Genomic DNA, 20,898 nt, shown 5'->3' with positions numbered 1-20,898 from the left:
CGCGCACCTCTGGCAGGTCACCCCCTGCAGCGCCGCTCCCCGCCCCGTTCTATGGCGACACAACCCTCCTCTTCTTCTCCGGGAGCTGTTCACCATGGACGAGACCGCCCGCAAGAACGCCGCCGAAGCCCTCCAGCGCGCCCTGGACCGCCGTGACAACGGCGGCTCGACGGGTCACGAGCCGCGATGAGCGGCCCCCTCGTGCCCCGCCGGATCAGCCGTCTGCGGCGCCTGGCCTATCTGGCCGTGCGCGCGATGGTGAAGTGATCGATCCGTCTGCCGTTCTCGGCGAGTGCCGAGACGACCAGCCGCGCCGTCCTGCCGGACGGCGCGGGCAGCGACTCCACGGACAGGAACGAGTGGCCGGTGTAGCGGACGCGTGACCACTCCACGGTTTCCGTCGCCTTGTGGGCACCCTTCACCCAGCGATAGGTGTCCACGCTGTCCAGGTCCTTGACCCGCCCCTCGTGGCTGTCCGGTACGGGGAAGGCGTACAGGCTCTTCCCCGCGCCGCCCGCCGTGACGTAGACGATGCCGTCCCGCTCGGGGTGCGTGGTCGCCCCGACGGGGACGGCGCTGCCCACCGCGTCGCGGCGTACCGCGTCGGTGCGCTCGTAGACGTGGTTGTGCCCGTTGACCACCAGGTCGACCCGGTGCTTCTCGAAGAGCGGCACCCAGGCCTCGCGCACCCCGCCCTCGGAGGCGTGCGCGCTGGTGGTCGAGTAGGCGCAGTGGTGGAAGAAGACGACCAGGAAGTCGGTGCCGCGCCGCGCCCGCAGCTCGCCCAGCCGCCGGTCCAGCCAGGCCGTCTGCCGGCCGCCGCTGATCCCCCGGTTGGCCGGGATCTCGTAGGACACGTCGTTGGCGTCCAGCGCCACGACGGCCACGTTGCCATAGGCGAAGGAGTACGCGCCGGGGATCCGCGCCGGGTCAGGGCCGTCACCCGGCAGGGTCCAGCGGGCCTCCTGGCCGCCGTAGCCGTTGGGGGAGTACCAGGCCTCCATGTCGTGGTTGCCGAGCGCGACCATCCACGGGACGCGTGCGGCGACGCTCTCGGTCTGGGCGAGGAACTGGTCCCAGACGCGCGCGTCGTAGATGTCGTCCTTGGCGCCGTGGCCGGAGTCGTCGGCGTAGCAGATGTCGCCCGCGTGCAGATGGAACGCGGGGTTCTGAGCCAGGATCAGACTGTCGTTGGCCAGCGCGTGGTAGCTGACGCCCTGGTCGCCGAAGGCCGTGAACACGAACGGCCGGCGCTGCGCGGGGTCCGGGGCGGTGGTGAAGGAGTTGATCGTGCCGTAGGCGGACGGCACGGCGGGGTCGAAGCCCCGGTGCCCCACGCCGTAGTAATACGTGGTGCCGGGGCGCAGCCCGTCGAGCGCCGCGTGCAGGTAGTACTGCTCCACCGCGGGCAGTTCCTTGCCGAGCGCGGCGGTGTGCAGCGAGCGCACCTGCGCCTCGATCCGCTGCCCCAGGTCCCAGGGGCGCAGCCCCACCCGTACGAACGGCCCCCGCACCGGCAGCGGCACCTGCCAGGAGACGCGCATCTGCGTTTCGGGGTCGGCGCCGAAGGCCAGGTGACGGCCGAACGGGGCCACCAGCGCACCGTCCACATGCGCCGCGGCCGGCGGGGCGAGCACCTCGGGGAAGCGCGCCGGCGCGGCGGTCTCCCCGCCGGCGTACGCGGACGCGCCCAGCACACCGGCCCCGGCGACGACCCCGGCGGCCGCGACGCCGCCCCGGATCACCCGTCTGCGGGAATGCCGCTCCCGCAGGTGGGCGTGCTGCTCCGCCATGCTCAGACGGCCGGCGAGGTGCTCGTCGATGCCCATCCGTGGAGTGTCCATGGACAGGGAGTTCCCCTCCGCCGCCGACTCAGCACGGTCAGACGGGTGAACAGCACCCGGCGGGCACGCACCGCGTCCGCCATGCGGACATCACGTGTCATTCCCTGGACGGGAGAGTAGGGTTCTCGCCATGTCTCGCAGCGTCAGTCTCGCAGTGATCCCCGGTGACGGAATCGGCCAGGAAGTGGTGGCAGAGGGCCTCAAGGTCCTGTCCGCCGTCCTTCCGCAGGACGTGAAGCTGGAGACCAAGGAGTACAGTCTCGGCGCCAAGCGCTGGCACGAGACCGGCGAGACCCTGCCGGACGCGGAACTGGAGCAGCTCAAGGCGCACGACGCCATCCTGCTGGGCGCGGTCGGCGACCCTTCGGTGCCCTCCGGCGTCCTGGAGCGCGGTCTGCTGCTGAAGCTCCGCTTCGCCTTCGACCACCACGTCAACCTGCGCCCCTCCCGGCTCTTCCCCGGAGTGAAGGGCCCGCTGGCCGGTGAGCCTGACATCGACTTCGTCGTCGTCCGCGAGGGAACCGAGGGCCCCTACGTCGGCAACGGCGGTTCCCTGCGCACCGGTACGCCGCAGGAGGTGGCCACCGAGGTGAGCCTCAACACGGCGTTCGGCATCGAGCGCGTGGTGCGCGACGCCTACGCCCGCGCCCAGGCGCGTCCTCGCAGGAAGCTGACGCTGGTCCACAAGAACAACGTCCTCGTGCACGCCGGCCACCTGTGGAAGAACATCTTCGACAGGGTCGGCGAGGAGTACCCCGAGGTCGCCACCGACTACCTGCACGTGGACGCGGCGACGATCTTCTTCGTCACCCAGCCCGAGCGCTTCGACGTGATCGTCACCGACAACCTCTTCGGTGACATCCTCACCGACCTGGCCGCCGCCGTGACCGGTGGCATCGGCCTCGCCGCCAGCGGCAACATCAACCCGGGCGGCGAGTACCCCTCGATGTTCGAGCCGGTGCACGGCTCCGCCCCGGACATCGCCGGCCAGGGCAAGGCCGATCCGACCGCCACCGTGCTCTCGGTCGGCATGCTGCTGCAACACCTCGGGTACACCGCCGAGGCCGAGCGGATCGAGGCCGCCGTCGCCGCGGACCTCGCCGAGCGTTCCGCGACGCGCAGCACCTCCGAGATCGGCGACGCGCTCGCCGCGCGAGTAGCCGGCTGACCGCCGGGTAAGCCTCCGCCAGTCGGCCCGGCCGGTCAGCGACCGCACCACGACTGACCTCCACCTCCCGGGCCGCGCATGTACGTCCTCGGCCCCGCCGCTGCGATAATCGGCGGTGGGGCCGCTGTGCGAGGGGAAACTCGGACGTCCTAGCAGCTGAGGACGTCGGGTGCGGTCCGCCCTGACCCTGACGCGAAGGACACCACACATGACGACGCCCACGATCGAGCTCAAGCCGTCCTCGCACCCGCTGCCCCACGCGCAGCGCGAGGCGATCCTCGCCAGCCCCGGCTTCGGCCGCCACTTCACCGACCACATGGTGACGATCCGGTGGACCGAGGGCCGCGGCTGGCACGACGCGGAGCTCGTGCCGTACGCGCCGCTCTCCATCGACCCCGCGAACATGACGCTGCACTACGCGCAGACGATCTTCGAGGGGCTGAAGGCCTACCGTCAGCCCGACGGGTCCGTCGCCACCTTCCGTCCCGAGGCCAACGCCGAGCGCTTCCAGGCCTCCGCCCGCCGCCTGGCCATGCCGGAGCTGCCCGTCGAGACCTTCATCGCCGCCGTCGACGCGCTCGTCAGCCAGGACAAGGAGTGGGTGCCCAGCCAGGGCGAGCAGTCCCTCTACCTGCGCCCGTTCATGTTCGCCACCGAGGTCGGCCTCGGCGTCAAGCCGGCCAACGAGTACCTGTTCATGGTCATCGCCTCCCCGGCGGGCGCGTACTTCCCCGGTGGCGTCAAGCCGGTCTCCGTGTGGCTCTCCGAGGAGTACGTCCGTGCCGCGCCCGGCGGCACCGGCGCCGCGAAGGCGGGCGGCAACTACGCCGCGTCCCTGGTCGCGCAGGCCCAGGCCATCGAGCACGGCTGCGACCAGGTCGTGTGGCTCGACGCGATCGAGCGCCGCTGGATCGAGGAGATGGGCGGCATGAACCTGTACTTCGTGTACGGGGACAGGATCGTCACCCCCGAGCTCACCGGCTCCCTCCTCCCCGGCATCACCCGCGCATCGCTGCTGCGCATCGCCGCCGACCTCGGCTACGAGGTGAGCGAGGGCCGCATCTCCGTGGACGACTGGAAGAACGGCAACGCGGACGGATCGCTGACCGAGGTCTTCGCCTGCGGCACCGCTGCGGTCATCACGCCGGTCGGTTCCGTGAAGTCCACCCGCGCGGACTGGACCGTCGGCGACGGGGGGTCCGGCGAGGTCACGATGAAGCTGCGCAAGGCGCTGCTCGACATCCAGACCGGCCAGTCCCCCGACGTCCACGGCTGGATGCACCCCCTGGGCGGCTGACCGCCCGCCGTCCCCGTACGGCGCCGCCCGGGGCAGGGCCGGGGCGGCGCCGCACTCCTGCCGCGCCGCGGCGCGGCCGGGCGGGGAGCGATCCGTCTCACACGGTGACCGCGATCCGTTCCGGCGTCCGCACCGGCGGCACGGGGTGCGGGCGGCCCGCGTCGAGCACCAGGTACACCGCGGCCGTGACGGCGCCTGAATCCAGAAGGCCGAGGTCGATCCCGCCGGTCACGGGCAGCAGGGGCCCGCTGTACGCCGGGGTCTCGACGGAGAGCAGCCCGATGCCCGACCCCGCCGGTCAGGCGACCGCGGCCCGCACGTTCCCGCCGCCGTGGTACCAGTACAGACCGCCGCGGGCGCGCCGGTTGCAGACCTGGAGGGCGTCGGCGTCGCAGCGCCCCCGTACCCGGGCGAACCCGATGAGGGTGATCACCGCCCACGGGGTGCCCACGGCGGTGAGCAGCGGGACGAAGGAGGTCAGCGTCCTGTGCGGCCCAGGCGAAGTGCCCGAGGTAGACCAGCAGCGTGGAGACCGCGGCGACCACGTAGGTCGCCTGCGTGCGCGTCGCTCGCGGCAGGATCGCGTCCAGGTCCCAGGCACGTGCTGTAGAGCATCAGCCCCGCGTTGCCCGCCGGAGCCGGCCGAGGCGTTGACCAGCAGCGGCACCAGGTACCACGCGGGGGCAGCCGCGACGAGGGGCCCCGCGTAGTCCTCGCCGGCCCCGACGGCGAGCGCGGTGCGGGTGCCGAAGAGGTGGGGCACCAGCAGCCCGGCGACGAGCCCGGCGCAGCTGGCCCGGAACACGCGCGGCTGGGAGAAGCGGCGCGGCGATATGTAGCGCGTGTAGTCGCCCAGCAGCGTGATGAACGCGATCGGCCCGCTCAGGGCCGCCGAGACCGGGGCGAGCAGCCAGGTCGGCCAGAAGCCACCGAGCAGGTACTCCGTGCCGGTGGGCGCGGCCGTGGTGAAGTCGCCCGCGTACGCGACGACCCCGATCACCAGCAGCACCGTCAGGCCTATGGACAGGGCGCGGCTAAGTCGCAGCAGCATCCGGTAGCCGAAGACCGCGGACGTGGCGGTGCACGCCGCAAGCAGGGCGTACACCACGGCTTGCCGTTCCGGGAAAGTTAGAACGCCACTCAATTTCCTCCGACCACTTCCTGACGTCAATACTTCCCCGGGGTGGCTTTCGGGTTTAGAGTGTTGCTCTAATCAGTGATCGATGTGGGAGGTCGACGTGGGAGGTGCGCAGGCGTGAGGCTCACCCCGACCGAGCGCGACCGGCTGCTGCTGTTCGGCGCGGCGGAGCTGGCCCGGGCCCGCCGGGCGCGCGGGCTGCGGCTCAACGTGCCCGAGGCCACCGCACTGATCGCCGACGCGGTCTGCGAGGCCGCGCGGGACGGCGCGCGCCTCGCGGAGGCCGTCGAGGCCGGCCGTGCCGTGCTCGGGCCCGCGGACGTGCTGCCCGGCGTGGCGGACGTCGTCACCGAGGTCCATGTGGAGGCCGTCTTCGACGACGGCTCGCGGCTGGCCGTCGTCACCGACCCGATCGGCGGGGGCTCGATGGGGTCGCAGGCCCCCGGCGCCGTGCTGCCCGGACCGGCTCGGCCCGAGCGGTCCCCGGAAGCGGTGGTGGCCGTGCGCAACACCGCCTCCGTACCGGTCAGCGTGACCTCGCACTTCCACTTCTTCGAGGCCAACCCCCGGCTGGACTTCGACCGTTCGGCCGCGTACGGCATGCGGCTGCACGTCCCGGCAGGTTCCTCGGTGCGCTTCGGCCCGGGGGAGGAGCGGGAGGTCGGGCTCGTCCCGATCGGTGGCGACCGCGTGGTGATCGGTTTCGCCGGGCTCGTCGACGGACCGCTCGACGCGCCCGGCGCGAAGGCGGAGGCGCTGCGGCGGGCCGCCGCCTGCGGATACCTGGGAGCGCGGCGATGAGCATCGACCCCCACGAGTACGCCGCCGTGCACGGACCGCGCGCCGGGGACCGGGTCAGGCTGGGCGACTCGGGCCTGGTGGTCCGCGTCGAGTCGGACTCCCAGCGGCCCGGGGACGAGTTCCTCGCCGGGTTCGGCAAGACCGCCCGCGACGGACTGGCGCTCAAGGCCGCCGCCGTCCGCGAGACCTGCGACGTGGTGATCAGCAACGTACTGGTCATCGACGCGGCCGTCGGCATCCGCAAGGTGTCCGTCGGCATCCGCGAGGGCCGCATCCACGCCATCGGCCGGGCGGGCAACCCCGACACCCTCGACGGGGTCGACGTCGTGGTCGGCACGGGCACCTCCATCGTGTCCGGCGAGGGGCTGATCGCCACCGCCGGAGCCGTGGACACCCATGTCCACCTGCTGTCGCCGCGCATCATGGAGGCCTCGCTCGCCTCCGGGGTCACGACGATCATCGGCCAGGAGTTCGGGCCCGTCTGGGGCGTCGGCGTCAACTCGCCCTGGGCGCTGCGCCACGCGTTCAACGCCTTCGACGCCTGGCCCGTCAACATCGGCTTCCTCGGGCGCGGTTCGTCCTCCGACCCGGCGCCGCTGGTCGAGGCGCTCGCCGAGGGCGGAGCGTGCGGCTTCAAGGTCCACGAGGACATGGGCGCCCACACCCGCGCCCTGGACACCGCGCTGCGCGTCGCCGAGGAGTACGACGTCCAGGTCGCCCTGCACAGCGACGGCCTGAACGAGTGCCTGTCCGTGGAGGACACCCTGCGGGTGCTGGAGGGCCGCACGATCCACGCCTTCCACATCGAGGGCTGCGGCGGCGGGCACGTCCCCAACGTGCTGAAGATGGCGGGCGTGCCCAACGTCATCGGCTCCTCCACCAACCCCACCCTGCCCTTCGGCCGGGACGCGGTCGGCGAGCACTACGGGATGATCGTCTCCGTCCACGACCTCAAGCCCGACCTGCCGGGCGACGCGGCCATGGCCCGCGACCGCATCCGCGCCGGCACGATGGGCGCCGAGGACGTGCTGCACGACCTGGGCGCGATCGGCATCACCTCCTCCGACGCCCAGGGCATGGGCCGCGCCGGCGAGACCGTGCGCCGCACCTTCGCGATGGCCGGGAAGATGAAGGCCGAGCGCGGTCCGCTGGAAGGGGACGGCCCGGACGACGACAACGCCCGCGTGCTGCGCTACGTCGCCAAGCTCACCCTCAACCCGGCGATCGCCCACGGCCTCGCCCACGAGATCGGCTCGATCGAGGTCGGCAAGCTCGCCGACATCGTGCTCTGGCGGCCGCAGTACTTCGGCGCCAAGCCGCAGATGGTGCTCAAGTCCGGCTTCCCCGCGTACGGGGTCACCGGCGATCCCAACGCCGCCACCGACACCTGCGAACCGCTCGTCCTCGGCCCGCTGTTCGGGGCCCACGGCGCCACCGCCGCCGACCTGTCCGTGGCGTTCGTGGCCCGCCCCGCACTGGAGCTGGAGCACGACCGGATGCCCACCCGGCGCCGCCGGGTCGCCGTGCGCGGCACCCGCGGCATCGGTCCGGCCGACCTCGTCCTCAACTCCCGTACCGGGCAGGTGGACGTGGACGGCACGACGGGCCTGGTGACCCTTGACGGCGACCCGCTGCGCTCCGAGCCCGCGGAGCAGGTGCCGCTCAGCCGTCTCTACTTCTTGTGACGAGGACCAGCGCCATGCCCAGCACCCCCGCCGCCGACGGCTACACCATGCCGCCCGAGTGGGCCCCGCACACCCGCACCTGGATGGCGTGGCCGTCGCCCAGCGTCACCTTCGACGGCGCGGACGACCTCGCCGAGTCCCGCGCCGCCTGGGCCGAGGTGGCCCTGACGGTGGCCCGCTTCGAGCCCGTGACCGTCGTGGCCCGGCCCGAGGACACGGCGGGCGCCCGGGAGCTGCTCGGCTCCGGCGGCGGGGACGTCACGGTCGCCGGGGCGCCGCTGGACGACGCCTGGATGCGTGACATGGGCCCGACCTTCCTGACCGGCGGCGGGCGCCTCGCGGCCGCCGACTGGACGTTCAACGGCTGGGGCGCCCAGGAATGGGCGGCCTGGGGGCACGACGCGGAGATCGGCGCCTTCGTCGCCGGGCGGGCCGGCGCCGCCCGCTACGCCACCTCCTTCGTCAACGAGGGCGGCGGCATCCATGTCGACGGCGAGGGCACCGTGCTGCTCACGGAGACCGTGCAACTCGACCCGGGCCGCAACCCGGGCTGGACGAGGCAGCGGGCGGAGTCCAAGGTCCACGCCTTCCTCGGCACCCGCAAGGCGATCTGGCTGCCCCGCGGTCTCACCGCCGACTACGGGCGCTTCGGCACCCGCGGGCACGTCGACATCGTGGCGGCCTTCGTCCGTCCCGGCGTGGTCGTCGTCCACAGCCAGCAGGACCCGGCCCACCCCGACCACGCCGTCTCCCGGGAGGTCGCGTCCCTGCTGCGGGCCGCCACCGACGCCCGGGGCCGGCCGCTGGAGGTCGTGGAACTGCCCGCGCCGCAGGTCCGGGAGGTGGACGGCGAGCTGGTCGACTACTCCTACGTCAACCACTACCTCTGCAACGGCGCCGTGGTGCTGTGCGCCTTCGACGACCCCGCCGACGAGGTCAACAAGGCCGTCTTCGAGCGGCTCTTCCCGGAGCGGGAGGTCGTGCTGGTGGACGCTCGTACGATCTTCGCCCACGGTGGTGGTATTCATTGCGTGACCCAGCAGCAGCCCCAGGTGTGACCCCACCGCCTCCGGAGGAACAGTGACCGGACCCGCCCGCCCGCGGCGGCGGCTCAAGCAGCCGCGCGAGGACGTGATGGCCGCCGCCATGGCGACCATCGCCGAGCGCGGGCTGGCCGAGCTGACCATCGCGGGCCTCGGCCGGCAGGTCGGCATGAGCAGCGGCCACGTCCTCTACTACTTCGGCAGCAAGGAGGAGCTGCTGCTGCAGACCCTCGAATGGAGCGAGGAGCAGCTCGCCGCCGAGCGCCGGCGGGTGCTGGGCGGCCCCGCAGCCCCCCGGGAACGGCTCGACGCCGTGATCGACCTCTACCTTCCCGACGGGCGCCGCGACCCGCGCTGGACGCTCTGGTCCGAGATCTGGAACAGGACGACGGCCGCCGAGGACGTGCTGCGCCGCCAGCTGGATCTCGAACTGGTCTGGCACCGCGACCTGGTCGCCCTGCTCGCCGAGGGCATCTCGCGCGGCGACTTCCGGCCCCTGGACCCCGAGCGCTTCACCGTACGGCTGCGGGCGCTGCTGGACGGGTTCGGGGTGCCCCTGGTCATCGGGCTGCCGGGGACGGACCGCGGGCAGACCCTGGAGCACGTCAAGGAGTTCTTGGACGACGCCCTCACCCCGGCCCCCGCGGTCTGACGGAAGGTTCACGGCCGGGGCGGCGCGGCCGCCCGGGGTCCGGCCGGACGCGGCCGTTCCGGCCCGCAGCCGACCGGGTGCCCGCATCCTGAGACCGTGTCCCACGTCCGCGGGTCCTGTGGCAGACTGCCGATGTGTCCTCGTTCGCCATGATTATCGGCAGCAGGCGCGCCGGTCCTCAGTGATCGCCGAACCGCAGACCATCGCGGAAGCGACCACCGTGTCCCAGACCCGCGCGCAGACCTCTCGCACCCGCGAGGGGTTTTTTCGTTTCCCGGCCCACCCGCGCCGGAGGCGGCGCAGCGCGAGGGATGATGGGGGCAAGTGGAGCCCGGTCTTCCGGAACCACTCACCCGACAGGAGTTGGAACGAACCATGACGGCCGTACTGGACGACAGCTTCCACGTCTTCGACACCACGCTGCGCGACGGCGCGCAGCGCGAGGGCATCAACCTCACCGTCGCCGACAAGCTGACGATCGCCCGGCACCTGGACGACTTCGGGGTGGGCTTCATCGAGGGCGGCTGGCCCGGCGCCAACCCGCGTGACACCGAGTTCTTCGCCCGTGCCGCCGCGGAGCTGGACCTGCGGCACGCCCAGTTGGTGGCGTTCGGCGCCACGCGCCGCGCCGGCGGTAACGCCGCAGAGGACCCGCAGGTCAGGGCGCTGCTGGAGTCGGGAGCCCCGGTGATCACGCTGGTCGCCAAGTCCCATGACCGGCATGTCGAGCTGGCCCTGCGCACCACGCTCGAGGAGAACCTGGAGATGGTCCGGGACACCGTCTCCTACCTGCGTTCCCAGGGACGCCGGGTCTTCGTCGACTGCGAGCACTTCTTCGACGGCTACAAGGCAAACCCGGGGTACGCCAAGGAGGTCGTGCGCGCCGCCCACGAGGCCGGCGCGGACGTCGTCGTCCTGTGCGACACCAACGGCGGGATGCTCCCCGCCCAGATCACCGCCGTCGTCCGCACCGTGCTCGCCGACACCGGTGCCCGCCTGGGGATCCACGCCCAGGACGACACCGGCTGCGCCGTCGCCAACACCCTCGCCGCCGTCGACGCGGGCGCCACCCACGTCCAGTGCACCGCCAACGGCTACGGCGAGCGGGTCGGCAACGCCAACCTCTTCCCGGTCGTGGCGGCGCTGGAGCTCAAGTACGGCCGCAAGGTCCTGCCCGCCGGTTCGCTGGCCGAGATGACCCGCATCTCGCACGCCATCGCCGAGGTTGTCAACCTCACGCCCTCCACCCACCAGCCGTACGTGGGAATCTCGGCCTTCGCCCACAAGGCGGGGCTGCACGCCTCGGCGATCAAGGTCGACCCCGACCTCTACCAGCACATCGACCCGGAACTCGTCGGCAACACCATGCGCATGCTGGTCTCCGACATGGCCGGCCGTGCCTCGGTGGAGCTCAAGGGCAAGGAGCTCGGCATCGACCTCGGCGACGACCGCGAGCTGGTCGGCCGCGTCGTGGAGCGCGTCAAGGAGCGCGAACTCGCGGGCTACACCTACGAGGCCGCCGACGCCTCCTTCGAACTCCTGCTGCGCGAGGAGGTGGAGGGCAGGCCGCTGCACTACTTCCGGGTCGAGTCCTGGCGCGCCATCGTCGAGGACCGCCCCGACGGCACGCACGCCAACGAGGCGACGGTCAAGGTGTGGGCCGACGGCCAGCGCATCGTCGCCACCGCCGAGGGCAACGGCCCGGTCAACGCGCTGGACCGCGCGCTGCGCGTCGCGCTGGAGCGGACCTACCCGCAGCTGGCGAAGCTGGAGTTGGTGGACTACAAGGTACGCATCCTGGAGGGCAAGCACGGCACGGAGTCCATCACCCGGGTGCTGGTCTCCACCTCCGACGGCAGCTGCGAATGGTCCACCGTCGGCGTCGGCGAGAACGTCATCGCCGCCTCCTGGCAGGCACTGGAGGACGCCTACGCGTACGGCCTGCTGCGCGCCGGCGTGGAGCCGCGTGCGAACGACTGAGGGGCCCGACGCGGCGGACGCGGCGTGATCACCCGCGTCCGCCGCCCCGACAGGGCGTCGGTCACGCGGCACGGCTGCCGCGGCGAAACAATTGCCAGGGGCACCGGAATTCACGCCGGGTAATTCCGGGTGATTGATCCGTCCAAGACGAGCAAGCGTCCATGAGTGGACACCCGGCGCCCGGGTCGTTACGGTCGAATTGTCGGCGTCATCGACATGGGATGACTTGATCCGCAGGTCAGATGGCGTGCGCAGCCGGAATCGACCGGCTGTCGTGGTGCCCGGCGCACCGCATTGCAGATTTCGCTCTCCAGGCCCGCTCCGCATGTGTTCCGTGCGCCCCCGGCCGGGTCGAGCGCACCGTCCGCGCGTACCAGATTCCAGGGAAGAAGAAATTCATGCGCGCCAAGCGAAGCATCGCATTGCTGGCAAGCCCCCTCGTCGCGGCCGCGGCGCTGGCGTTCTCGTCGGCGGTCCCGGCAACGGCGTCCGCGGACACGTCGCACCACGCGACGGCGTCCGCGCAGCAGGCTCCCACCAAGGACGACCCGAAGTACCAGCAGGGTTACAACGCCGGGCTCCTCGACGGACGCTTCGACGGAAAGTCCTGCTCGTACTACGACTCCTACAGCCCGGAGACGACGAACGCGAAGTACAAGTCGGGCTACTCCAGCGGCTACAACGTCGGCTACAACGCCAAGTGCGACCACTAGCGCCCCGCGGGATCCGCGCGCGTGCGCCCCAACTGGCGCGCATACGCGCGTAGAACACCGGGCACACTCCTCCTGCCCCACCTGCTCCACCTGCACCGCCGCCCCACCGGAAGCACGGTCCCCAGCAGGAGGAATCCCCATGAAGTTCCGCTCCGTCCTGAGCGCGCTCGTCCTCGCGCTCGGGGTGCTGTTCGCCCCCGGCGTCGGTCTCGCCGCGTCCCACGACGCCTACGCCGTCACGAAACTGACGCACGCCCAGGCCACGACGATGTTCCGCAACGCCGGGATCACCTGGTCCTCGTCAGGCGGCTGCTCCAACCGCAACAACGCGACCTGCACGTCCTTCGACCAGCTCAACCTGGCCACCGCCCAGGGCGCGGTGACCCTGAAGGGCGCGACCGGCTGCGCCCTGAACATCACCGGCGGCACCGAGACCGGCCACGCGAGCGGCACCTACTCGCACTGGAACGGCTACAAGCTCGACTACGGCAAGAACAGCTGCGTCACCAACTACATCCACAGCGCCTTCACCTACATCGGCCTGCGCGGTGACGGCGCCCCCCAGTACCGCTCCGGCTCGGGCAACATCTACGCCGACGAGGGCAACCACTGGGACGTCCTGTACTACAACTGCGGCGGCTGCTGAGCCGTGCCGGGCGAGCCGCCCGCGGCACGGTCACGGCCGTGCCGCGGGCGGTCCCGCACCCTGACGACGCTCACGCCCAGGCCCGGACCTCCACCGGGTCGCCCACCGCGATCGCGCCGGGCCGGAGCACCGCAGCCTTCATCGCGAAGCTCACCTTGTTGCCGTACTCCGGCTCCCGCCGGTAGCCGGCCAGGGTGCGCACCGGCTCGGGCCCGGCGGTACGGCCGGTCGCCTGGTCGACCAGCGGTACGGAGCAGCGCATCGCGCGCACGGAGTAGCCGAGGCGGGCGGTGCCGACGTCCACGAGCCGCACCCGGTCCTCGGTGTGCGGCTCGCTCCAGCCGGCGACCACGATGTTGGGGCGGAAGCGGTCCACGGGCACGGGCGTGCCGCCGCGTTCGGCGATGCGCCGGTTGAGGTCGTCGAGCGAGGCCAGCGAGGCCACGGAAAGGGCGTGCGCGTCGGCGAAGTTGACCTTGCCCGGGTGCTCGCCCCAGCCGTCCCGGTCGAAGCCGGGACGGACCCGCACCAGGCGCGAGGGCGCACCCAGCGCCTCGGAGAACCAGCGCGCGGCCTCCTCGCCCTGGTCCACGGCCGGCCCCAGCGGCCGGTCGAACAGGACGACCTCGCGCGGCGGCCCCTCGTACGCCACTTCCAGCGTCAGTTCCCCGGCCCCGGGCGCCGACAGCGCAAGGTGCTTGCCGTCGTCGGTGACGTCCGCGCGCACGACCGCCATCCGCGGGAGCGTCCGCTGGCTGCGGAAGGATCCGTCGGCCGCGTCGACCACCATGAACGTACGGTCGTGGACCAGACCGGTCGCGGTGACGGCCGAGCCGGCCAGGGGCACGCCGGCGCAGCCCTTGACGGGGTAGCAGGTCAGCGAGTGCACGGTAGCGGCGGTCATGGGGCTGGTCCTTCCCGGGGTGGAGAAACCCATTCGATCACGCTCCCGTGCCCGGAGTACGGTCATCGCGTGAGCGACGACACGACACCGCGGATCCGACCCGCGCGGGCCGCGGACGCGGATGCCGTCACCGCGGTCTTCCTCGCCTCCCGGCAGGCCGCCATGCCCTGGCTGCCCCGACTGCACAACGACGAGGAGACCCGGTGGTGGGTCGCGAACATCGTCCTGGAGCAGTGCAGGGTCTGGCTCGCGGAGGAGGCCGGGACCGGGGCCGCGCTCGGCTTCGCGGCACTCGGGGGCGACTGGCTGGAGCACCTCTACCTGCGGCCCGACGTGCGCCGGCGCGGGATCGGCACGCGACTGCTCGACGAGGTCGTGCGCCACCACCCGGACGGCCCACTGTCGTTGCACGTCTTCCGGCGCAACACCGCGGCACGCGCGTTCTACGAACGGCACGGCTTCCTGGCCGTCCCCGGCAGCGAGAGCACCGCGAACGAGGAGGGCGAGCCGGACCTGACCTACCGTCTGCCGCCGGCGGCCGACCGGTGACCAACGGCACACGTACCGACCAGTAACGCGAGGACCCCGCGGATCATAGGGTGAGCGCCGTACGCTCCCCACCCTCGAACCCTGGGAGACCGCATGCGTTCCGCGAAGGACTTCTTCCGACCGCTGGCCGTGGGGGCCCCGGCCCCCGTACGGGAAGTGCCGTTCCGGCCGTCGCGGATGATCCACTTCTTCGATCCGAGCAACGAGAAGATGGCGGCGAAGGTACCCACCATCGCCCCCACGGTGGACGTCCTGCTGGGCAATCTGGAGGACGCCGTCTCGGCCGACCGCAAGGAGGCCGCCCGTGCGGGGCTGGTCGCCACGGCCAAGGCCCACGACCTCGGCGGCACCCAGCTGTGGACCCGGATCAACAGCCTCGACTCGCCGTGGGCGCTGGACGACCTGCTGACCCTGGTCACCGAGATCGGCCACAAGCTCGACGTCGTGATGGTGCCCAAGGTCGAGGGCGCCGAGGACATCCACTACGTCGACCGGCTGCTGGCCCAGTTGGAGGCCAAGGCGGGCATCGGGCGGCCGATCCTCGTCCACGCGATCCTGGAGACCGCGACGGGCGTCGCGAACGTCGAGGAGATCGCCGGGGCCAGCCCCCGGATGCAGGGCATCTCCCTCGGCCCCGCCGACCTCGCGGCGAGCCGCCGCATGAAGACCACCCGGGTCGGCGGGGGACACCCCGGGTACCTCGTGCGGGAGGACCCGAAGGATCCGGACATGGAGCTGCCGCGGCTGACCTTCCAGCAGGACCTGTGGCACTACACGATCGCGCGCATGGTCGACGCCTGCGCCGCGCACGGGATCCTCCCGTACTACGGGCCCTTCGGCGACATCAAGGACACCACCGCCTGCGAGGACCAGTTCCGCAACGCCTTCCTGCTCGGCTGCGTCGGCGCGTGGAGCCTGCACCCGGTGCAGATCGACATCGCCAGGCGGGTCTTCTCCCCGGCGCCCGCCGACGTGGCCTGGGCGCGCAGGGTCATCGACGCCATGGGCGACGGCACCGGCGCCGTGATGATCGACGGCAAGATGCAGGACGACGCCACGGTCAAGCAGTGCCGCGTCGTCGTCGAGCTCGCGGAGGCGCTGGCCGACCGCGACCCGGAGCTGGCGCAGGCGTACGAGGCCGCGTTCAAGGAGCAGGAGCAGAACCGATGACCGACGCGATCCTGCGGCCGCGCCGCTCCGTCCTCTACATGCCCGGCGCGAACGAGCGCGCCCTGGAGAAGGCGAAGACCCTTCCCACCGACGCGCTCATCCTCGACCTGGAGGACTCCGTCGCGCCGGACGCCAAGCCCGAGGCCCGCAAGCGGGTCGCCGCGGCCGCCGCCTCCGGCGAGTACGGGTACCGGGAGGTCACCATCCGGGTGAACTCGCCCGGTACGCCCTGGCACGAAGACGACCTGCGGGCCGCCGCCGAGGCGGGGCCGGACGCCGTGGTCGTCCCCAAGGTCGACTCGGCCGCGACGGTGCACGCCGTCGAGCGCGCCCTGGAGGCCGCGGGAGCCCCGGACCACACGGCCATCTGGGCGATGGTGGAGACCCCGCGCGCGATGCTGGACGCCCGTGCCGTCGCGGCGGCCTCCGAGCGGCTGCGCGTACTGGTCATGGGCACCAACGACCTCGCCAAGGAGCTGCACGCCGAGCACGTCCCGGGCCGGGCCCCGCTCCTCACCGGGCTCTCTCTCGCCCTTCTGGGTGCGCGCGAGGCCGGCAAGGTGATTTTGGACGGTGTCTACAACGACGTCACCGACGAGAGCGGCTTCGAGGCGGAGTGCGTCCAGGGCCGGCGGTTCGGCTTCGACGGGAAGACCCTGATCCACCCCCGGCAGGTGGAGGTCTGCAACAGGGTGTTCGCCCCCTCGTCGGAGGAGGCCGACAGGGCGCGGCGGATCATCGAGGCCTTCGAGGAGGCCGTGGCCGAGGGCCGGGGGGTGGTCACGGTGGACGGCCGGATGATCGAGAACCTCCATGTGGATGACGCCCGGCGTGTCCTTGCGCTGGCCGAGGCGGTGTCCGGAAGGTAGCGATCCCGTTGAGTCCGGGTGGACGACCGCTACAAAGAAAAGGCCCCGCACGTGTCGTGCGGGGCCTTTCTTGTGTTGGTTCTGTCCAGATGCTCCATGAAGCGGGTCCGGACACTGTACGAAGTCGACGCCGATTTTGACGGCCCTCCGCTCGTATGGTCGATGGCATGAGCGTTTTGGACGAGGTGCCGACCCAGCCCGCCGAGGCCGAAGAGGCCGCGCAGCCGGCGAATGACGCGCGCGGGCGCGTCGCGGAGCTGCACGCCATCCGCGAGCAGGTCCGGCTCGGCCCCAGCGAGAAGGCAACCCAGGCCCAGAAGGCCAAGGGCAAGCTGACCGCGCGTGAGCGCATCGAGCTGCTGCTCGACGAGGGCTCCTTCAACGAGGTGGAGCCGCTGCGCCGGCACCGCGCCAGCGGATTCGGCCTGGAGTCGAAGAAGCCCTACACCGACGGTGTCATCACCGGCTGGGGCACCGTCCACGGACGGACCGTCTTCGTGTACGCCCATGACTTCCGGATCTTCGGCGGCGCGCTGGGCGAGGCCCACGCCAGCAAGATCCACAAGATCATGGACATGGCCATCGCGGCCGGCGCCCCGCTGGTCTCGCTCAACGACGGTGCCGGCGCCCGCATCCAGGAGGGCGTCTCGGCGCTCGCCGGCTACGGCGGCATCTTCCAGCGCAACACCCGCGCCTCCGGTGTGATCCCGCAGATCTCCGTGATGCTCGGCCCCTGCGCCGGCGGCGCCGCGTACTCCCCGGCCCTGACCGACTTCGTGTTCATGGTCCGGGAGACCTCCCAGATGTTCATCACCGGCCCGGACGTCGTCCAGGCCGTCACCGGCGAGAAGATCTCCCAGAACGGGCTCGGTGGCGCCGACGTCCACTCCGAGGTCTCCGGTGTCTCGCACTTCGCGTACGACGACGAGCAGACCTGCCTGGAGGAGGTCCGCTACCTGCTGTCGATGCTGCCGCAGAACAACCGCGAGAACCCCCCGTCGGCGCCCGCCGCGGACCCGGCCGACCGGCGCTCCGACGTCCTGCTGGACATCGTCCCGGCCGACGGCAACCGCTCGTACGACATGCACCAGGTGATCGAGGAGCTCGTCGACGACGGCGAGTACCTGGAGATCCACGAGCGCTGGGCGACCAACATCATCGTGGCCCTGGCCCGCCTCGACGGCCAGGTCGTCGGCATCATCGCCAACCAGCCCGCCTCCCTCGCCGGCGTCCTCGACATCGAGGCCAGCGAGAAGGCCGCGCGCTTCGTGCAGATGTGCGACGCCTTCAACATCCCGCTCATCACCCTTCTGGACGTCCCCGGCTTCCTGCCGGGCGTCGACCAGGAGCACGGTGGCATCATCCGGCACGGCGCCAAGCTGCTGTACGCGTACTGCAACGCGACCGTGCCGCGGATCTCGCTGATCCTGCGGAAGGCGTACGGAGGTGCCTACATCGTCATGGACAGCCAGTCGATCGGCGCCGACCTGACCTACGCCTGGCCGACCAACGAGATCGCCGTCATGGGCGCCGAAGGCGCCGCCAACGTGATCTTCCGCCGGCAGATCGCCGAGGCCGACGACCCCGACGCCATGCGCGCCCGCATGGTGAAGGAGTACAAGTCCGAGCTGATGCACCCCTACTACGCCGCCGAGCGCGGCCTGGTGGACGACGTGATCGACCCCGCCGAGACGCGCGAGGTCCTCATCCGCTCGCTCGCGATGCTGCGCACCAAGCACGCCGACCTGCCGTCCCGCAAGCACGGCAACCCGCCCCAGTAAGGGAGAGACGAACCCCGTGAGCACCCCTGCCGACAGCACCTCCGCCGCGCTCGTGCGCGTGGAGCGCGGCCACGCCAGCGATGAGGAGCTGGCCGCCCTCACCGCGGTCCTGCTCGCCCGCGCCGCGGCCCAGGGCCAGGACGCGACCGAGTACGTCAAGCCCCGCTCCACGGCCGGCTGGCGCCGCCTGGAGCGGCAGTCCGGCTTCAGCGCGCCGCACAGCTGGCGCAGCTGACCCTCCGGCTCCGCACGGCGGCGCGGCACCCCTCACGGGTGCCGCGCCGCCGTCGTCGTCGTACGGGGGCGTCCTCACCACATGCCGCCCGCGATGTCGTCGAAGACGGCCTCCCACAGCCCGTCGCCCGTGCCGAACGGGACGGGATCGACGGCGGTCAGGGCGTCGCGGATCTCCTCGGCGATCCGGATGAGGTCGTCGATCTCGGGGAACACGCCGGGAGGGTCGTAGTCGGGGCGCCTGAGCTGCAGCAGGCTCATGCCGTGGACCATCGACGAGACGTCGGTGTGGACCCACTCGATCCTGCGCACCTCGTGGTTGACCACGTGCACCCTTCCGGTGCCGCCGTCGAGGGCCACCTCGGCGTGGAGGGCCCGGCCCAGGTGCAGCCACCGGTGGACGCCGGGGGAGAACCCCTCGTAGTCCGTCAGGTCCTGGACGAGGGACGCGGTCCGCAGCGGCGTCGGGCCGTCCGCGAGGTCCTTCCGGAGCTCGAAGAGCACACCGCCGGCCACCGGCAGCCCCACGTCCGCCAGGAAACCGCGTGTGGGCCCGTGCGTGAGCCCTGCCTCCTGCCCCGTGGCGCGGTGCCCCGTGGCGCGGACGCGCACGATCTGCTCCGGGGCGAAGACCTCAGCAAGGGAAGCGGCCGTCACGGGGGCGATCACCCCATGCCTCCGAGGGCGCCGAGGTGCGCCGGGTCGTCCGGTTCGAAGGATGCGGGCAACGGTCCTCCTGTCGTCAGGCCCGACGCGAAGGCCCCGCACATCTCGTGCGGGGCCTTTCGCGTCGTGCAGGGAGCGGGTACCGCTACCGCAGCCGCGCCATCAGGGCGTGCTCGACGAGCGTGATGAGCGCGCTCTTCGCCTCGGCGCGGTGCCGGGCGTCGGTGATGATGATCGGCGCCTCGGGACCGATCTGGAGGGCCTCGCGGACCTCCTCCGGGGCGTACGGCTGGTGCCCGTCGAAGCCGTTGAGGGCGATGACGAACGGCAGGCCGCTGTTCTCGAAGTAGTCGACGGCCGGGAAGCAGTCGGCCAGCCGGCGGGTGTCCACCAGGACGACCGCGCCGATGGCGCCGCGCACCAGGTCGTCCCACATGAACCAGAAGCGGTCCTGGCCCGGCGTACCGAACAGGTAGAGGATCAGGTCCTCGTCGAGGGTGATACGGCCGAAGTCCATCGCCACCGTCGTGGTGGTCTTGTCCGGCGCGTGCGTCAGATCGTCGATCCCCGCGGAGGCGGAGGTCATCACGGCTTCGGTACGCAGCGGGTTGATCTCCGATACGGCACCGACGAACGTGGTCTTGCCCACGCCGAAGCCGCCCGCCACCACGATCTTCGCCGAGGTGGTTGAGCGAGCTGGACCGCTAGAGCTTGCGAAGTCCACTGAGCACCCTTTCGAGCAGTGTCACGTCTGGCTGTCCGCCCGAGGCATCGTCGCCACCGGGCTGGTGAATGGCGACGAGCCCGGCCTCCGCCAGGTCGGCGACGAGGATTCGGGCGACGCCGAGGGGGATGGAGAGGAGCGCGGAGATCTCCGCGACCGACTTGATCTCCCGGCAGAGGATGCAGATCCGCTGGTGCTCCGGCAACTGGCCCCGCAGCTGCGCCGGGTCGGCGGTCGTGCTGACCAGAGCCTCGATGGCGAGCTGGTAGCGCGGCCGGGTGCGGCCACCGGTCATGGCGTAGGGGCGTACCAGACCGGACGGCGTCCTGGCCCGCCCGGTCTGCGCTGTCCGAGGCGGTGGCGCCTGCGGGGGTTCGTACGGCTGGATCCTCGGCTGCCGGTGCGGCGGCATGGGGCCGGGACCGGGGTTTTCCCCGCCGTGGGAGGGGGGTGGGTCCTGGCTTGGTGCCGAGGGGAAGTTGAACCGCTTGAGGGGCGGCTGCTGTTGGTGATTGCCGTACTGATCTCCGCCTGGGGGCGTTGCCACGGTTCCTCCTCCAGCTGGGTAGCGCGTCTGAAAACCCTACGGGTCCCCAGACGCGCCCGCATGCCTGTCAGTCAGTTGAGCAGGCTGCCCTGCAATTCCGCACGCAGATCGGGGGTGAGCACATTGCCCGCCCGGTCGACCAGCAGGGCCATCTCGTAGCCCACGAGGCCGATGTCGCACTCCGGGTGCGCCAGCACGGCCAGCGAGGAACCGTCCGAGACGGACATGATGAAGAGGAAGCCGCGCTCCATCTCCACGACGGTCTGGTTCACGTGGCCGCCCTCGAAGATGCGCGAGGCACCCGCGGTCAGCGAGGTCAGACCGGAGGCCACCGCGGCCAGCTGGTCCGCGCGGTCCCGCGGGAATCCTTCGGACATCGCCAGCAGCAGGCCGTCGGCAGAGACCACAACCGTATGGGAGACCCCTGGGGTCTGGTCCACGAAACTGGTGATCAACCAGTTCAGGTTCTGTGCCGCCTGACTCATCG

General features: G+C 71.7%; 22 protein-coding genes. 14 read left to right on the top strand and 8 right to left on the bottom strand.

Annotated features, from left to right (window positions below):
* Positions 1-236: 236 nt before the first annotated feature.
* Positions 237-1,844 (bottom strand): purple acid phosphatase family protein, encoded by a 1,608-nt coding sequence (locus PV342_RS26415; protein WP_500318837.1) that lies wholly within the window; start codon positions 1,842-1,844, stop codon positions 237-239.
* Positions 1,845-1,974: 130 nt separating this feature from the next.
* Here PV342_RS26415 and PV342_RS26410 point away from each other — a divergent pair, with 130 nt between their 5' ends.
* Both PV342_RS26410 and PV342_RS26405 read left to right on the top strand, forming a co-directional pair.
* Positions 1,975-3,012 (top strand): 3-isopropylmalate dehydrogenase, encoded by a 1,038-nt coding sequence (locus PV342_RS26410; RefSeq protein ID WP_400802316.1) that lies wholly within the window; start codon positions 1,975-1,977, stop codon positions 3,010-3,012.
* A 208-nt stretch (positions 3,013-3,220) separates the two neighbouring features.
* Positions 3,221-4,309, top strand: coding sequence for a branched-chain amino acid aminotransferase (locus tag PV342_RS26405; protein ID WP_018562043.1), 1,089 nt, complete (start codon positions 3,221-3,223; stop codon positions 4,307-4,309).
* A gap of 97 nt (positions 4,310-4,406) precedes the next feature.
* Here PV342_RS26405 and PV342_RS26400 read toward each other — a convergent pair whose 3' ends face one another.
* Positions 4,407-4,541, bottom strand: coding sequence for a hypothetical protein (locus tag PV342_RS26400; protein ID WP_400802318.1), 135 nt, complete (start codon positions 4,539-4,541; stop codon positions 4,407-4,409).
* Between the two features lie 66 nt (positions 4,542-4,607).
* Positions 4,608-5,417 (bottom strand): cytosine permease, encoded by an 810-nt coding sequence (locus PV342_RS26395; protein WP_500318834.1) that lies wholly within the window; start codon positions 5,415-5,417, stop codon positions 4,608-4,610.
* Between the two features lie 147 nt (positions 5,418-5,564).
* Here PV342_RS26395 and ureA point away from each other — a divergent pair, with 147 nt between their 5' ends.
* The 7 genes from ureA (at position 5,565) to PV342_RS26360 (ending at position 12,967) form a co-directional block, all read left to right on the top strand.
* Entirely contained in the window at positions 5,565-6,248 is a 684-nt protein-coding gene (ureA, locus tag PV342_RS26390; protein WP_329185566.1) for an urease subunit gamma, read from the top strand.
* Positions 6,245-7,933 (top strand): urease subunit alpha, encoded by a 1,689-nt coding sequence (locus PV342_RS26385; protein WP_500318832.1) that lies wholly within the window; start codon positions 6,245-6,247, stop codon positions 7,931-7,933. The genes ureA and PV342_RS26385 overlap by 4 nt, the downstream gene beginning before the upstream one ends.
* 14 nt (positions 7,934-7,947) lie before the next feature.
* On the top strand, positions 7,948-8,991 hold the full coding sequence (locus PV342_RS26380) for an agmatine deiminase family protein (RefSeq protein ID WP_500318830.1): 1,044 nt from the start codon (positions 7,948-7,950) through the stop codon (positions 8,989-8,991).
* Between the two features lie 22 nt (positions 8,992-9,013).
* Positions 9,014-9,628, top strand: a complete 615-nt coding sequence (locus tag PV342_RS26375) for a TetR/AcrR family transcriptional regulator (RefSeq protein ID WP_386994541.1) — start codon at positions 9,014-9,016, stop codon at positions 9,626-9,628.
* Positions 9,629-10,003: 375 nt separating this feature from the next.
* Entirely contained in the window at positions 10,004-11,608 is a 1,605-nt protein-coding gene (cimA, locus tag PV342_RS26370; RefSeq protein WP_400802329.1) for a citramalate synthase, read from the top strand.
* A 398-nt stretch (positions 11,609-12,006) separates the two neighbouring features.
* Positions 12,007-12,321, top strand: a complete 315-nt coding sequence (locus PV342_RS26365; RefSeq protein WP_386994544.1) for a hypothetical protein — start codon at positions 12,007-12,009, stop codon at positions 12,319-12,321.
* Between the two features lie 139 nt (positions 12,322-12,460).
* A complete protein-coding gene (locus PV342_RS26360; RefSeq protein WP_018562050.1) occupies positions 12,461-12,967 on the top strand; it encodes a hypothetical protein in 507 nt (168 codons plus the stop codon).
* Between the two features lie 70 nt (positions 12,968-13,037).
* On the opposite strand, the gene PV342_RS26355 is transcribed toward PV342_RS26360, so the two are convergent.
* Positions 13,038-13,871 (bottom strand): MOSC domain-containing protein, encoded by an 834-nt coding sequence (locus tag PV342_RS26355; protein WP_400802331.1) that lies wholly within the window; start codon positions 13,869-13,871, stop codon positions 13,038-13,040.
* Positions 13,872-13,940: 69 nt separating this feature from the next.
* Between PV342_RS26355 and PV342_RS26350 the strand changes: the two genes are divergently transcribed.
* From PV342_RS26350 to PV342_RS26330, 5 genes are all read left to right on the top strand, one after another.
* A complete protein-coding gene (locus tag PV342_RS26350) occupies positions 13,941-14,420 on the top strand; it encodes a GNAT family N-acetyltransferase (RefSeq protein WP_500318826.1) in 480 nt (159 codons plus the stop codon).
* 93 nt (positions 14,421-14,513) lie between these two features.
* Positions 14,514-15,590 carry an HpcH/HpaI aldolase/citrate lyase family protein gene (locus PV342_RS26345; protein ID WP_386994551.1) on the top strand — a complete coding sequence of 359 codons (1,077 nt, stop codon included), beginning with the start codon at positions 14,514-14,516 and terminating at the stop codon, positions 15,588-15,590.
* A complete protein-coding gene (locus PV342_RS26340) occupies positions 15,587-16,459 on the top strand; it encodes an HpcH/HpaI aldolase/citrate lyase family protein (protein ID WP_500318824.1) in 873 nt (290 codons plus the stop codon). The genes PV342_RS26345 and PV342_RS26340 overlap by 4 nt, the downstream gene beginning before the upstream one ends.
* A gap of 167 nt (positions 16,460-16,626) precedes the next feature.
* Positions 16,627-18,240 (top strand): acyl-CoA carboxylase subunit beta, encoded by a 1,614-nt coding sequence (locus tag PV342_RS26335; protein ID WP_361011693.1) that lies wholly within the window; start codon positions 16,627-16,629, stop codon positions 18,238-18,240.
* Positions 18,241-18,256: 16 nt separating this feature from the next.
* Positions 18,257-18,475, top strand: coding sequence for an acyl-CoA carboxylase epsilon subunit (locus tag PV342_RS26330; RefSeq protein WP_018562056.1), 219 nt, complete (start codon positions 18,257-18,259; stop codon positions 18,473-18,475).
* A gap of 74 nt (positions 18,476-18,549) precedes the next feature.
* Here PV342_RS26330 and PV342_RS26325 read toward each other — a convergent pair whose 3' ends face one another.
* The 4 genes from PV342_RS26325 to PV342_RS26310 form a co-directional block, all read right to left on the bottom strand.
* Positions 18,550-19,131 (bottom strand): SUKH-4 family immunity protein, encoded by a 582-nt coding sequence (locus PV342_RS26325; protein ID WP_400802336.1) that lies wholly within the window; start codon positions 19,129-19,131, stop codon positions 18,550-18,552.
* Positions 19,132-19,285: 154 nt separating this feature from the next.
* Positions 19,286-19,864 carry a GTP-binding protein gene (locus tag PV342_RS26320; protein WP_078620108.1) on the bottom strand — a complete coding sequence of 193 codons (579 nt, stop codon included), beginning with the start codon at positions 19,862-19,864 and terminating at the stop codon, positions 19,286-19,288.
* Positions 19,845-20,411 (bottom strand): DUF742 domain-containing protein, encoded by a 567-nt coding sequence (locus tag PV342_RS26315; RefSeq protein WP_078620109.1) that lies wholly within the window; start codon positions 20,409-20,411, stop codon positions 19,845-19,847. The genes PV342_RS26320 and PV342_RS26315 overlap by 20 nt, the downstream gene beginning before the upstream one ends.
* Before the next feature lie 71 nt (positions 20,412-20,482).
* Positions 20,483-20,896: a roadblock/LC7 domain-containing protein gene (locus tag PV342_RS26310; protein WP_018562059.1), complete on the bottom strand. Its 414-nt coding sequence runs from the start codon at positions 20,894-20,896 to the stop codon at positions 20,483-20,485.
* Positions 20,897-20,898: the final 2 nt, after the last annotated feature.

Source organism: Streptomyces sp. PA03-3a, from assembly GCF_033792735.1.
Classification (GTDB): domain Bacteria; phylum Actinomycetota; class Actinomycetes; order Streptomycetales; family Streptomycetaceae; genus Actinacidiphila.
This window is presented reverse-complemented; position numbering and strand designations above follow the sequence as displayed.

Bases quoted from the DNA above. Each gene is read 5' to 3' on its own strand.
- PV342_RS26345 (WP_386994551.1), top strand. From the start codon at position 14,514: ATGCGTTCCGCGAAGGACTTCTTCCGACCGCTGGCCGTGGGGGCCCCG.
- PV342_RS26380 (WP_500318830.1), top strand. From the start codon at position 7,948: ATGCCCAGCACCCCCGCCGCCGACGGCTACACCATGCCGCCCGAGTGG.
- PV342_RS26365 (WP_386994544.1), top strand. From the start codon at position 12,007: ATGCGCGCCAAGCGAAGCATCGCATTGCTGGCAAGCCCCCTCGTCGCG.
- PV342_RS26310 (WP_018562059.1), bottom strand. From the start codon at position 20,896: ATGAGTCAGGCGGCACAGAACCTGAACTGGTTGATCACCAGTTTCGTG.
- PV342_RS26385 (WP_500318832.1), top strand. From the start codon at position 6,245: ATGAGCATCGACCCCCACGAGTACGCCGCCGTGCACGGACCGCGCGCC.
- PV342_RS26405 (WP_018562043.1), top strand. From the start codon at position 3,221: ATGACGACGCCCACGATCGAGCTCAAGCCGTCCTCGCACCCGCTGCCC.
- PV342_RS26415 (WP_500318837.1), bottom strand. From the start codon at position 1,844: ATGGACACTCCACGGATGGGCATCGACGAGCACCTCGCCGGCCGTCTG.
- cimA (WP_400802329.1), top strand. From the start codon at position 10,004: ATGACGGCCGTACTGGACGACAGCTTCCACGTCTTCGACACCACGCTG.
- PV342_RS26410 (WP_400802316.1), top strand. From the start codon at position 1,975: ATGTCTCGCAGCGTCAGTCTCGCAGTGATCCCCGGTGACGGAATCGGC.
- PV342_RS26335 (WP_361011693.1), top strand. From the start codon at position 16,627: ATGAGCGTTTTGGACGAGGTGCCGACCCAGCCCGCCGAGGCCGAAGAG.
- PV342_RS26355 (WP_400802331.1), bottom strand. From the start codon at position 13,871: ATGACCGCCGCTACCGTGCACTCGCTGACCTGCTACCCCGTCAAGGGC.
- PV342_RS26340 (WP_500318824.1), top strand. From the start codon at position 15,587: ATGACCGACGCGATCCTGCGGCCGCGCCGCTCCGTCCTCTACATGCCC.
- PV342_RS26360 (WP_018562050.1), top strand. From the start codon at position 12,461: ATGAAGTTCCGCTCCGTCCTGAGCGCGCTCGTCCTCGCGCTCGGGGTG.